This is a genomic window from Lysinibacillus sp. RU7, from assembly GCF_057837305.1.
The window spans coordinates 199,961-213,766 of the sequence record NZ_JBYQFK010000002.1; the positions used below are offsets into that span (position 1 = coordinate 199,961).

Below are 13,806 nucleotides of genomic sequence, written 5' to 3' on the forward strand. Positions count from 1 at the left end.
ACTTGTGTTGTCATATTGAACTCCCCTTTGCTTTGTAAAATATCCCTTTGTTGATTCGCTCAGCACCCCTACTGAGCATGAAGATGAAGGTAAATAACACCGTCAATTGCCACATAATGTATGCAATTAACGGTGTTACCTTTAACTTCTAAAATGCAAAACGCCGTTTAAAAACAAATTCGTTTGCAGTTCAATATATTCTTCAATTGTGTAATGGTGTTTCATGGCCCATTTTCGGAATGCCCAAGACTGTCCCTGAACGGCTAAGTGATTCGCTGCAAGAAACAGCTCTTTTTCGTTCAGATTTAGGACGCCATTCTCTACACAATCCGCTATCATTTTTTGAAAAATCGCGACCATTTCAAGCTCTTTACTTAAAACATATTGCATCGCTTCTTTTGGCAAAGATTTTGTTTCTTGATACATGATTGTAAATTCATCCAGCATGTTATCAATAAGAAGAAAATATTGGCGAATCGCTTCTTTCAGAGACTCAATGGTCCCTGGTTTGGTCGGAAAGTGAGAAAGACGATCGATTACTTCATTAAAAATACTATCACATACTAAATACAGTACATCTTCCTTCGTGCGAATATATTCATACAGTGTACCGATACTAAATCCTGCAGCTTTGGCAATCTCTCTTGTTGTCGCACGATGAAAGCCTTTTTCGCGAAATAAATTAACACCTGCTCGGATAATTTGTTTACGACGAATCTCAATGAGGCTTTCATCTTTGACAGATGTTTCAACACGAATCTTATCTGTCATGCACTACTTTGTCAGCATACGCGAAATTACAAGGCGTTGAATTTCTTGTGTACCTTCGTAAATTTGCGTAATTTTTGCATCACGCATAAAGCGCTCTACCGGATAGTCTTTTGTATAGCCGTAACCACCGAAAATTTGTACAGCTTCTGTTGTGACACTCATCGCTGTATCCCCTGCCATTAATTTTGCCATCGCAGAAGCTTTTCCGTATGGAAGGTCATTCGATTCTAACCAAGCTGCTTGATAAGTTAGTAAACGTGACGCTTCTGTTGCTGTTGCCATATCTGCAAGTTTGAATGATACCCCTTGATTTGCTGCAATTGGCTTACCAAACTGTACACGCTCTTTTGCATATTCAACCGCTGCATCTAGAGCACCTTGTGCAATGCCAACTGCTTGTGCGGCAATCCCGTTACGACCACCGTCTAATGTTTTCATCGCAATCACGAAACCTTCTCCTTCTTCCCCAAGAAGGTTTTCTTTTGGTACACGACAGTTTTCAAACATAATTTCTGTCGTTGGGGATGAACGAATCCCTAGCTTCGATTCTTTCTTCCCAACAGAGAAACCTGGGAAATCAGCTTCTACGATAAATGCTGATGTACCTCTATGCTTAGATTCTGGATCTGTTACCGCAAATACAACATAAATATCTGCAATCCCACCATTTGTAATGAAGATTTTTGAACCGTTTAATACGTAATCATCGCCGTCTTTTACAGCGTATGTTTTCATCCCACCAGCATCAGAGCCTGAATTTGGCTCTGTTAAGCCGTACGCACCAATTTTTGTACCTTCTGCCATTGGACGAAGGTATTTTTGCTTTTGCTCCTCGTTACCGAATTTATAGATCGGCCAGCCTGCAAGAGACGTATGCGCTGATAATGTTACCCCTGTCGATGCACATACACGCGAAAGTTCTTCTACTGCGATACAATATGCTAAGTAGTCAAAGCCTGCACCACCGTATTCTTCTGGCCACGGAATCCCTGTTAAGCCTAGCTCCGCCATTTTATCAAAAATAGCACGGTCGAATGTTTCATTTTCATCACGTTCTGCTGCTGTTGGTGCTACTTCATTTACTGCAAAGTCGCGAATCATTTCACGTAATTGTTCGTGTTCTTCTGTTAATTGAAAGTTCATTCTCCAAATCCCCTTTTTGTTAAAATGAATTGTATAATAGTAAGGTCTTACAAGCCTTTGACTAACTCATCAAATGCTTACTAATCACAATGCGTTGAATTTCCGATGTACCTTCGTAAATTTCCATCACTTTCGCATCACGGAAATAACGTTCTACTGGATAATCTTTCGTGTAGCCATAGCCACCGAAAATTTGCACAGCTTCTATTGCTACATCCATCGCTGTTTTAGAAGCAAATAATTTAGCCATCGACGCTTCCTTGCCACATGGCAGACCTTTTGAACGAAGATCGGCTGCACGGTATACGAGTAAACGTGCTGCTTCAACCGCTGTTGCCATATCGGCTAATTTAAATCCTACCCCTTGATTTGCAACGATTGGCTTACCGAATTGTACACGCTCTTTTGCATAATTTGTTGCGGCTTCGAGTGCAGCTTCTGCTGTCCCTAATGCTTGTGCCGCAATACCGATCCGTCCAATATCTAAATTCGCCATTGCAATCTTAAATCCTTCTCCCTCAACGCCAAGCAAGTTTTCAGCTGGTACAATCATATTTTCAAACGTTAGCTGTACTGTACGCGAACCGTGAAGCCCCATTTTATGCTCATCTTTACCGATGATTAATCCAGGTGTTCCCTTTTCCACGATAAATGCAGACACACCGCGTGTTCCTTGCTCTGGATTTGTCGACGCAAACACAATGTATACATCAGCCTCGCCACCATTTGTAATGAATACTTTCGAACCGTTAATGACGTAGTTGTTGCCGTCTTTTACAGCACGTGTTTTTAACGATCCTGCATCACTACCTGCACTTGGCTCGGTTAAACAAAATGCACCTAAATATTCACCGCTCGCTAATTTTGGTACGTACTTTTGCTTTTGCACATCGTTACCAAAATATAGAATCGGGTTTGTTCCAACTGATGTATGTACAGAAAGTATCACCCCTACTACTGCACTGACTTTAGATAACTCATGAATGGCAATAATATAGGAAGTGAAATCCATCTCTGACCCGCCAAGACTTTCTGGTGCAGTTGTGCCCATTAAGCCAAGCTCACCCATTTTCTTTAAAATGTCACGGGGAAACTCTCCCTGTTCCATACGCTCAACAAATGGTTCAATTTCCGTTTGCGCAAAATCCCGTACCATTTGACGAATCATATCTTGTTCTTCTGTAAAACGTAGTTCCATGATGTGCACCCCTTATTCGTAAACGTAGAAACCTCGACCTGATTTTTTCCCTAACCAACCTGCTGCCACATATTTACGTAGTAATGGACATGGGCGGTATTTCGAATCGCCAAGCCCTTCGTGTAAAATCTCCATAATATAAAGACATGTGTCTAAGCCAATAAAATCAGCGAGCGTTAACGGTCCCATCGGATGATTCATACCGAGCTTCATGACATCATCAATGGCCTCTTTCGTTGCAACGCCTTCATACAGTGCATAAATTGCTTCGTTAATCATCGGAAGTAAAATACGGTTCGCAACGAAGCCTGGGAAGTCGTTTACTTCAACTGGTGTTTTATCCAGCTTGTATGTCATTTCTTCCACCGCTTGATAGACTTCATCTGCCGTTGCTAAACCACGAATGATTTCCACTAGCTTCATGACCGGTACCGGATTCATAAAGTGCATACCAATGACTTTTTCTGGACGTTTTGTGACTGCTGCAAGTTCGGTAATTGGTAAGCTCGATGTATTCGTAGCTAAAATCGCTTGCTGTGGTGCAATCTCATCTAGTTGCTTAAAAATAGATCGCTTGATTTCCATGTTTTCAACCGCTGCTTCAATCACAATGTCGACATCTGCTGCATCCTGTAAATCCACTGACATCGTGATGCGATTTAAAATCGCTTGTTTTTCTTCTTCTGTTTTACGACCTTTTTCTACATCGCGTGATAAGTTCTTTGTGATAATCCCTAAACCACGCTCGAAAAATTCTCTTTTTATATCATTCAGTTTTACATCAAAGCCAGCCTGTGCACATACTTGTGCAATACCTGATCCCATTTGCCCTGCACCGATAACCATTACCTTTTGAATTGCCATTGTTATTCATCCCCTTTGACTTCAATCATGACTGCATCTCCTTGACCGCCACCTGAGCAAATTGCTGCAATGCCGATCCCGCCGCCACGACGTTTTAATTCATACGCTAATGTTAAAATGATCCGCGCTCCACTTGCCCCGATTGGGTGTCCAAGTGCGACTGCCCCACCGTTTACATTTACTTTCTCTTCTGTAAGCCCTGCAATTTGATTACTTACGAGTGCAACTGCTGCAAATGCTTCGTTGATTTCAACTAAATCAATGTCATCTACCGTTTTGTCTGTTTTCTTTAATAGCGCATTAATAACTAATCCCGGTGTTTGTGGGAAATTTTTTGGCTCTACTGCAACCTCTGCATGTGCCAAAATCGTTGCAAGTGGTGTGCGTCCTTCTTTTTGAGCACGTTCTTCGCTCATGAGTACAACTGCACAAGCACCATCATTGATTCCTGGTGCATTCCCCGCTGTAATCGTACCATCTTTCACAAATGCCGGACGTAGCTTTCCGAGCGTTTCCATAGAAGTGTCTGGTCGAATCGATTCATCTGCACTAACAACAATCGGCTCACCTTTGCGCTGTGGAATTTCCACTGGCACGATTTCTTCCGCAAACTTCTCACGTGAAGCTTCCGCTAACTGATGACTCCGTGCAGCCCATTTGTCTTGCTGCTCACGTGTCAATTCGAATTCATCTGCCGTAGCATTTCCGTAAATACCCATATGCGGATTTTTCGGGTCAAACGCACAAGAAAGTCCGTCATATACCATACCATCCACTACACTTGCATCCCCCATACGGAAGCCAAAGCGACCTTTTGGTAAATAGTACGGTGCGTTAGACATCGATTCCATTCCACCAGCTACAATGACTTCCTCTTCTCCTAAACGAATCAGCTGATCTCCTAATGTAATACTGCGCATGCCGGAAGCACAAACTTTGTTAATCGTTTCCGTTTTCACATGCCAAGGAATATTTGCTTTAGCTGCCGCTTGTCTTGACGGAATTTGCCCCTGACCTGCTTGCAACACCGTTCCAATAATGACTTCTCCCACGTCATTCGGATGAATATTTGCTTTTTCCATCGCCGCTTTAATGGCAATACCACCTAAGTCACTTGCTTGTAAGTTTGCGAATGCGCCACCAAATTTGCCAAATGGCGTACGTGCACCGTCTAAAATAACTGTTTTATTCAATCTTCAACACCCCTTTGTTTAGATTGCGTTTATGTATTTGTTTCGCTATCGACTGAACGCTCGCTCAGTTTAACTGCAAAAAAATAACAAAAACTATTTGTATAAAATATACTAAATAATTAGAACATTTTCAAATACATTTTTTAAATTTTTTAAATTTAATAATTTTTGATACTTAATACTTGGATAATTTTGCTATATTCATTGTATGATAGCTGTAGGAGGGATAGACGTGAATTTAAAACGTAGCATTATATTGATGGCATGTTGCCTTTTTTTATGTAGTTTTACACTACCTGCGAGTGCAAAGACAGAAATTGCTTTTAACGAGCAGTGGAGTCGCACACTTGATTATAGCTTATACACAGCGCTGTCCACATCGACAGGTGATGTATTAACCATTAGCTATACAGCAGATGAAGAACAATTGCTTTTTGATTTTTATAAGTTACATCGTGATAGCGGGAAAATTCAAAAGAAACTTTTACTAAAGAGCGGTTATGTATTCCCGTTTAAGTCGGAAGATGGACAAGCCTATTTAATGTTTTATGATACAGAGCTGATGAGTCTAGTATTGTATGATGAAAACTTAAATATTGTGTGGTCACTTCAAGCTGAAAATTACCTGATGTATTTGGAGCAGGCGAGATATTGGGACATAATCGATGGGCAATTTTACTTTTATGATGGAATCAACCTTGTACCGATGCTTGGATTTAATTTAGTTGGAGAAGAATTAGTATTTCCTGCAATTATGTACGAGCGCCCTACATTAACACCGTGCGCCGGTGAAGATTTCTGTCCAGAGTTAGCTACTGTTGATGTAGATATTAAAGATCCAGTACGTAATATTAATCAAACTGTAACGCTGGAGCCTCATTTCCCAAAAGATCACATCGTCAATTTCGTTTCAGTATTCGTTTATAATTGGGAACGTTATTTTGATGCGAGTTCTTATGACAAAGTGGATTTTAGTCAACCAGATCGCTATATGATGTATATTAATTCCGTTCATAAAACAGATGATACACAGATGACACACCGTTTTATCGAATTTAATGCCCAAGGACAAATCGTGAAGGAAATGGAATTTGGAAAAGATGAGCTCTATTATGATTTCTTCTCAACAGGAAATCGCTTTGCTTTTTCCTATGATGATCAATATTTGCTACTGAATTTAGATACGATGCAACTATCTACGACAACGCTCGATAGTGACATCGCTTATTCGTCTGATTACGAATATCCAACTTATTTGATGACGGATCAATCTTTTTATTTATTTGATGAAGGGTATGCACTAGGTAAACAATTTGCTCGCCAGCACAACGAACAAGATTTATTGACACTGTTAAATGACTACGTATTGTTGCATAGCTTTAATAAATCAGTATCCACGGTAGCTTATAATCCGAAAACTGCGCAAATCGTTGGTCACTTAAAACAGGCGATTCATTTTCTTGATGTCGTCGAAACAGGAAACATTTTAGCGCATAGCTCTAACGCAAAGGATTATTCTTATACGCTAACAATGATACATCCCTCTACATTACAAGCATATGAGAACAACAAAACATGGACGATCACGTTTAGCCAACCCATTGACCCCCGCTCACTGAACGAGAATACGGTGTATGTTGTCAATGCAGCAGGTGAACGAGTGAACGGTTTAACCTTTTCAAGTGAAGGAAAAAAAGTATTTGTACATGCCCCAGATCAAGGCTATACATCTGGTGAGATTTATACACTTGTAATAACAGATGCGCTTAAATCTACTAATGGACGGACTGTAACAAGCGGGAGAACGATCACATTTTCGGTTAAATAGATGGTTTGTCTATTAATCACTCGGGTTTGTCTATTAACTACTTAAGTTTGTCTATTATCTTAGCTAAAATGAAAAAAGCATCTACTCATACGATTTCTCGTACGAGTAGATGCTTTTCATTATTTTTGTGTATCCACACCTTCTGCGATTGCAATAGCTTCTTCTACTGCATATACCTCAGATTGTACTGGCTCTTCTGTTTTTTCTTCAGTTGTTTCTGGAACTTCAACTTCTACTACGCCTGCATCTGTTTCTTCGATGATGTCTTCAACTGTTTCTTCTTTCGCAGCTTCACCATCACCAAATACAGCACGCACTAATAGCTCAGCAATGTCGAATGTACCGACTTTGTCTTCTACTTCTTTTGCTTTCGTACCATCTTGTAACATCGTTAAGCAGTACGGACAGCCTGAAGAAATAACGGAAGCTTCTGTTGCCAGTGCTTGTTCTGTACGGGCAACGTTAATACGATTCCCAACGTGCTCTTCCATCCACATTAAACCACCACCAGCGCCACAGCACATACCTGTTTCGCGGTTACGCTCCATCTCAACAAGCTCCACACCTGGAATCCCTTTTAAAATTTCACGTGGTGGATCGTATACATCATTGTAACGACCTAAGTAACATGAATCATGGAATACAATTGTTTCTTCTACACGATGATTCATCGTTAAACGACCTTGTTTAATTAAGTCATACAGCAGCTCTGTATGGTGATATACTTCACCTGACCAACCGAAATCCTGATACTCATTTTTGAAAATATTGTATGCGTGCGGATCGATTGTCACAATTTTTGTTACTTCATTTTTCTCAAACTCTTCAATATTCCCTGTCGCTAGCTCTTGGAATAAGAACTCATTTCCAAGACGACGTGGTGTATCGCCCGAGTTTTTCTCTTTATTACCTAAAATAGCAAACTTAACGCCTGCTTCGTTCAGTAAACGCGCAAAGGATAAGGCAATTTTTTGTGAGCGATTGTCGAATGCCCCCATCGAACCAACCCAGAATAAATACTCGAAACCTTCTCCAGATTTCTTCGCCTCTTTCACAGTTGGAATGTGAATCGACTCATCTAACTCGCGCCAGTTTTCTTTTTCTTTACGGTTTAAGCCCCATGGATTACCTTGACGCTCGATATTTGTCATCGCGCGTTGTGCATCTGGGTTTACTTTTCCTTCTGTCATCGTTAAATAACGGCGAAGGTCGATAATTTTATCTACGTGCTCATTCATGACTGGACATTGATCTTCACAGTTACGACAAGTTGTACAAGCCCAGATTTCTTCTTCTGTAATGACACCACCGATTAACGCGCGGTCATACACGGACTCTAATGTACCGCCTGACGCCGCAGCCATCGCTAATTGGTTTCCTTGTGTATTATTAAAGAATTGGAATGGTACCCAAGGCTTTTGTTTTGTGACGACTGCCCCTGTGAAAGTTAAATGGTCACGTAATTTCACAAGTAAGTCCATCGGTGATAACATTTTTCCTGTACCTGTTGCTGGACACATATTCGTACAACGACCACACTCTACACAAGCATATAAATCAAGTAATTGCTTTTGCGTGAAGTCTTGAATTTTCCCAACACCAAGTGCTGGCATATCTGCCTCGTCTTCTGCTTCTTCCAGTGCCGCGAAGTCAATTGGACGTAGTGTCCCTTTACGCTCTAAGCGGTTCACCCCAACGTTTACGATACTCGTAATTAAGTGGAAGTGTTTGCCTTGTGGTACATAGACTAAGAATGTTAATAAGATAACTAAGTGCACCCACCACATAACATAAAATACAGCAGCCGCTACTGTTGGTGAAATCCATTGGAATGCCCAAGCAATACTGGATGCGACTGGCTCATAGCCGTTAAAGCTATGGTCATGCCAAATTAAACTCATACCGTTACCGATTAATGTTGATGTCATTAATCCACCGATAAAAATCAGTACTAAACCATTTTTCCAACCGCGCTTTAAGCGGACGAGCTTTTCAATATAACGACGGTAAAATGCGCCAAATACAGCAACTAAAATAACGACCGCCACAATTTCTTGGAAGAACGTAAAGAACCCGTAAAGCCCACCTAATGGTAAATGCGAGCCAGGTGCTAGCCCTTTCCAAATTAAATCAATCGCGCCGAACTGGACCATTAAGAAGCCATAGAAAAATAGAACGTGGATTAACCCCATCTTCTTGTCTTTTAATAGCTTCGATTGACCGAATACTTTTTCGACTAAATCACTAATACGTTCGCTCAATTTCTGTTCGAACTCTTCTTTTCTCCCTAACTGAATAAACTGATAGCGTGTTTTTAATAAGTATGCAAATAACCCTAACGCATACAAAATAACCGCAATTGTAGCTACCCAGTTCACAATCAATAGTGTATTATTCACTACAAATCCCCCCTAAGCAAGTCACACTAAGATGATTACTCCCCTTCTACTGATCCATCATCTCCATCATAACTTACTATAAATAAATTATATTTCCATATTAATACTATTAGTATTATTGTAGATATGAATGAGCATTCAGTCAACAGTTTTTCATCACAAACGTCAGAAAATTTTGTATATATTAATTTCACAATTTCATTCTTATTAGAGAAATTCTATACCTTTTCGAGAATATCCTGCCGCCTTTTATAAAAATCCTTATTTTTTTAAAAAATACACATTAAAAAACCCTCTCAAAATGCATTGAGAGGGGAATTACTATTTATTTAAAAACATCGCCACTACGAATGTATTCTACATCCGAAATCTTTAAGCGGAAGTTCACGACACGTGCTGCAGCAAATAAATAATCCGATAAACGGTTTAAATATTTTTGCACAACCGGTGATACATCCTCGACTTCGCGCATTAATGTGACCGTTTGACGTTCTGCACGGCGCGCAATGGTTCTTGCCATGTGAAGCGTTGCTGCTGCTGGAGCACCACCTGGTAAAATAAAGCGCTTCAGAGCAGGCGCCTCTTCTGAAAGCTTATCAATCCGCTTTTCCATGACTTCGATTGGTGCTTCTGTTAGCTTATACACGCGATTTTTCATCACATTGGCTAAATCGCCGCCGCCATCAAATAACTCATGCTGAATCGCCTCAAGATCTGCTAAAATATCGGCAAAAATCCCTTTATCTAACTCTGATACAGCTTTGCCAATGACGGAATTTAACTCATCAATCGTCCCGTAGGCTTCAACTCGTGCGTGATCTTTATCTACACGCCCGCCGATAATACTTGTTTTTCCTGTATCACCTGTTTTTGTGTAAAGCTTCATCCCCATCACCCATTTCTTTAAATTTTGGATTGCTTATATCGTTGAATAGCAGCGACTGTTGTTTCAAAAACGCCCCGCCCGATTAGCTTCCCAACATCGGTAATCGGGCCTGCATAAGGCATTTCTTCACCGTATTGGGTAGCAGCAATTAACAAACTATCTGTAGATGTTCCTGTTGCTACTGTATTCGTTTGTGCATCACGAATATCCTCTTCCGCAAGCGCTTTTGTTTTTGCTTCCGTCGCTGTAATCATCGCTTGGTAAAATGCCTCATCTGATAACTTTCCATTCACAATGACCCATGTATTAATCGTGCCAATATACGGTTTGTATTCCTGTTCATACGTGCGCGTTGCATCCACTGCATTGCCTACACCTGCCGTTACAGCCACAATGACGCTAAAGCGGTCATTGCTAAATACGCGCGTCACGGCAAGATTCGCCTCAACAGCCGTTAACATGACAACAGTATTCGTTAATGAAAAGCCTTGCTCCTTCAAAAATTGGTTGGTTTCTTCTTTTACATCATTAATATTATAGTACGGTGATACAGATCGGTTTAGAAAGGTGTTATACCATCCCATCCCTGCATTATGCACCGCAGAGGAAATGACTTTTAACGGAAATTCTGTCTGTAGCTGCACATAGTCCTGCGTAATCGTTAATTGCTCTAGTGAGACAACAGGCTGATGTTGACTGATTTGGTCTGGCATCATCGTAATTTGCGGTTTCGGCATTTCTGGGTGTGCATATGTCGATACCTTTGCCTGATACACATCTGCAATTTGCTCTTGTAGCACAACTTCATGTGGTGCCCCGTACGCCCTTACTTGCCCGTTTTCCATCAATAATAGCTCATCGCAGTAAAGTGATGCTAAATTAATGTCATGAAATACGGACACAACCGTTAATCCACATTCTGTCGCTTCTTTTCGAATCATATCTAAAATTTGCTTTTGGTGTGCAATATCTAAATGATTCGTCGGTTCATCTAATAATAACACTTTGGAGCATTGCGCCAGCGCCTGTGCAATAAAAACGCGCTGCTGCTCCCCCCCAGATAAAAACTCCATCATCGTGTCACGGTATTTTTGTACGCCCGTTTGTACCATCGCATTTTCTACTGCTTCTTCATCTTCTTTCGACCAATTTGCGAAAAAACCCTTCTGATGTGGATAACGTCCTAATGAGACGGCATCATAAACGGAATTCGAAAAGGCATTGGCATGTAGTTGTGGTAAGACGGCCATTTGTTTCGCGAGCGCTTTAGCACTGTAACTTTTCATCGGTTTGCCTTCTATATAAACATTCCCTGCTGTTGGTTCAATAATGCCACTAACGAGTTTTAACAGTGTAGATTTCCCACTCCCGTTTGGCCCTAAAATACCAAGTACCTTCCCTTGCTCTACCTCAAATGATACGTTTTGGACGATTGACACATGTCCGTATCCACCTGAAATTTGTTCCACTTTCAACATTTATGCTACCCGTCCTTTACGTTGCTTAAAGAAAATATAGGCAAATACTGGTGCACCGATAAATGATGTAATGACCCCAATTGGTAATTCTGTCGGTGCAATAATGGTCCGTGATACAAGATCGCAAATGACAAGTAAACTTGCGCCATTTAAAAATGAAATTAGAAGCAAATGACGATGGTCTGCCCCTAAAATCATCCGTACCATATGCGGGACAACTAGTCCGACAAAACCAATCGTGCCGGATACAGCTACAGCAGCACCCGTTAACATCGAGCCACCGATCAAAATAATATACTTGCTTCGTTTGACATCGACCCCTAAATATTTCGCCCGTTCTTCGCCATAAATCATCGCATTTAACTCGCGGCGATTAAACCAAAGAATAATGGTGCCTATGATGACAAACGGTAAAATCATTTTGACATATGGCCAGCCGCGCATGGACACACTCCCTAACAGCCAACCCATAATCGAACGAAGCTCTTCGCCCGTAAGTGCAATCATGAGCGAAATACAGGAGCCTAAAAACGAACTAAATATAATCCCTGTTAAAATTAATGTCTCCATTTTCATTGTTCGGTCTACTACTCGTGCAAAGCCTAGAACAATTAAAAGTGTCACTAAAGCGCCTGCCATACTAAAAACAGGCAATGTAAACAGGCCAAATACCGGAATGGAGACACTAAAGAACAATGTAAAAACAGCACCTACTGATGCACCAGATGAAATCCCAAGTGTATATGGATCAGCAAGCGGATTTTTGAGCAAGCCTTGAAACGCCGCACCGGCAATTGCCAGTGAGGCGCCGACTAATGCAGCTAGTATGACGCGCGGCATTCGAATATGCCATAAAATACTATAAGCGGTTGGATTGGCTTCCACATCCCACAATGTAGAAAGTGGAACAGATACCGAACCAATCGATATCCCACACCATATACTCACTAGTAAAATAGCGATAGAAAGTACATAAGCCGCTATGTATTTTTTAGTCATTAAAGACCTCTGGATAAATTGCTTTTGCGATCGATTCAACACCATCTGCAATACGTGGACCTTGACGACTTGTTGTATTGCCATCTACGACTGTTAATGCATTATTTTTTACCGCTGTCATGTTCGCAAAGGCTGGGGTATTTTTAATTGTTTCATCATCCCCCTCATAAGTGAAAATGATGGAATCTGGATTTGCTGCAAGGAATTGTTCAGGGCTATACATTGGCCAGCCCTCTTCTTTTACGGCGTTTTCAACATGAATAAACTTCAGCATTTCATTCATAAATGTATTTTGCCCAACAACATAAATATTAGGTGCTCCTCCAACAACCATAAAGGCTGTTTTTGGTTCAACTCCTTCTAATTTCGCTTCAATATCTGCTAGTTTTGTTTTAATAGATGAGATGACTTCTTCCGCCTCATCCTCTTTTCCTGTTAATGTGCCTACCACTTCAATCGTGTCATATGTTTCTTCAAAGGTTTCTGCATTGTCAACAACGAATACAGTAATACCTGATGCCTCTAATTGTGCAATCGCACTTTCAAGTGAAAACATGCTCGATTCATGTGCAAAGACAATATCCGGCTGTAATGAAACAATTGTTTCGACATTATATTCAATACCACCTACACGTGTCTTATCCTCTACTTGCGCGGGATAATTATCATTGTCATTCACACCAACAATTTCTTCATCAAGGCCAAGACCAAATAAAATCTCTGTATTGGATGGTGTTAACGACACGATACGATCTGGTGCTTCTTCTAATGTAATTTCATTACCAAGTGCATCTACAGCTGTTACTGGAAAGACTGTCTCATTATTTTCTTCTACAACGACAGCACCTTCCTTTTGTTGTGTTTCTGTTTCCTTTTCTGTTCCACATGCTACAAGCATAGTTAATGCAAGTGTTGCTGATGCGGCTAACTGCCAAAACTTCTTCATTTGTTGTTCCTCCTATTATCCGAAAGATATCCCTTTCATCCAATTAACCTAAGATGGTGGCACGTTTGTAAAGATAGATAAATTTGTAAATAAAAAAAGCC

At 40.7% G+C, this 13,806-nt stretch carries 11 protein-coding genes; 1 reads left to right on the forward strand and 10 read right to left on the reverse strand.

Translation table 11 applies throughout. The features are described 5' to 3' along the window. Positions 1 to 141: 141 nt before the first annotated feature. From AC3II9_RS02525 to AC3II9_RS02545, 5 genes are all read right to left on the reverse strand, one after another. Positions 142 to 771, reverse strand: a complete 630-nt coding sequence (locus AC3II9_RS02525) for a TetR/AcrR family transcriptional regulator (RefSeq protein ID WP_489152897.1) — start codon at positions 769 to 771, stop codon at positions 142 to 144. A 3-nt stretch (positions 772 to 774) separates the two neighbouring features. Then, the gene (locus AC3II9_RS02530) at positions 775 to 1,914 is read right to left on the reverse strand and encodes an acyl-CoA dehydrogenase (RefSeq protein ID WP_489152898.1); all 1,140 of its coding nucleotides are present in this window, start codon (positions 1,912 to 1,914) and stop codon (positions 775 to 777) included. 61 nt (positions 1,915 to 1,975) lie between these two features. After that, positions 1,976 to 3,112: an acyl-CoA dehydrogenase gene (locus tag AC3II9_RS02535; RefSeq protein WP_489152899.1), complete on the reverse strand. Its 1,137-nt coding sequence runs from the start codon at positions 3,110 to 3,112 to the stop codon at positions 1,976 to 1,978. A gap of 12 nt (positions 3,113 to 3,124) precedes the next feature. Further along, positions 3,125 to 3,976: a 3-hydroxybutyryl-CoA dehydrogenase gene (locus AC3II9_RS02540; protein ID WP_489152900.1), complete on the reverse strand. Its 852-nt coding sequence runs from the start codon at positions 3,974 to 3,976 to the stop codon at positions 3,125 to 3,127. Positions 3,977 to 3,978: 2 nt separating this feature from the next. Further along, positions 3,979 to 5,169, reverse strand: a complete 1,191-nt coding sequence (locus tag AC3II9_RS02545; RefSeq protein ID WP_489152901.1) for an acetyl-CoA C-acetyltransferase — start codon at positions 5,167 to 5,169, stop codon at positions 3,979 to 3,981. A 232-nt stretch (positions 5,170 to 5,401) separates the two neighbouring features. Between AC3II9_RS02545 and AC3II9_RS02550 the strand changes: the two genes are divergently transcribed. Next, positions 5,402 to 6,997, forward strand: coding sequence for an Ig-like domain-containing domain (locus AC3II9_RS02550; protein WP_489152902.1), 1,596 nt, complete (start codon positions 5,402 to 5,404; stop codon positions 6,995 to 6,997). Positions 6,998 to 7,116: 119 nt separating this feature from the next. On the opposite strand, the gene AC3II9_RS02555 is transcribed toward AC3II9_RS02550, so the two are convergent. The 5 genes from AC3II9_RS02555 to AC3II9_RS02575 all read right to left on the reverse strand — a co-directional run bounded on the left by AC3II9_RS02555 (position 7,117) and on the right by AC3II9_RS02575 (position 13,705). After that, positions 7,117 to 9,396 carry a (Fe-S)-binding protein gene (locus tag AC3II9_RS02555; protein ID WP_489152903.1) on the reverse strand — a complete coding sequence of 760 codons (2,280 nt, stop codon included), beginning with the start codon at positions 9,394 to 9,396 and terminating at the stop codon, positions 7,117 to 7,119. 325 nt (positions 9,397 to 9,721) lie between these two features. Next, on the reverse strand, positions 9,722 to 10,282 hold the full coding sequence (locus AC3II9_RS02560) for a cob(I)yrinic acid a,c-diamide adenosyltransferase (protein ID WP_489152904.1): 561 nt from the start codon (positions 10,280 to 10,282) through the stop codon (positions 9,722 to 9,724). A gap of 17 nt (positions 10,283 to 10,299) precedes the next feature. Beyond that, positions 10,300 to 11,760: an adenosylcobinamide amidohydrolase gene (locus AC3II9_RS02565; protein WP_489152905.1), complete on the reverse strand. Its 1,461-nt coding sequence runs from the start codon at positions 11,758 to 11,760 to the stop codon at positions 10,300 to 10,302. After that, positions 11,761 to 12,759: a FecCD family ABC transporter permease gene (locus tag AC3II9_RS02570; protein ID WP_489152906.1), complete on the reverse strand. Its 999-nt coding sequence runs from the start codon at positions 12,757 to 12,759 to the stop codon at positions 11,761 to 11,763. Continuing rightward, on the reverse strand, positions 12,752 to 13,705 hold the full coding sequence (locus tag AC3II9_RS02575) for an ABC transporter substrate-binding protein (protein ID WP_489152907.1): 954 nt from the start codon (positions 13,703 to 13,705) through the stop codon (positions 12,752 to 12,754). The genes AC3II9_RS02570 and AC3II9_RS02575 overlap by 8 nt, the downstream gene beginning before the upstream one ends. Positions 13,706 to 13,806: the final 101 nt, after the last annotated feature.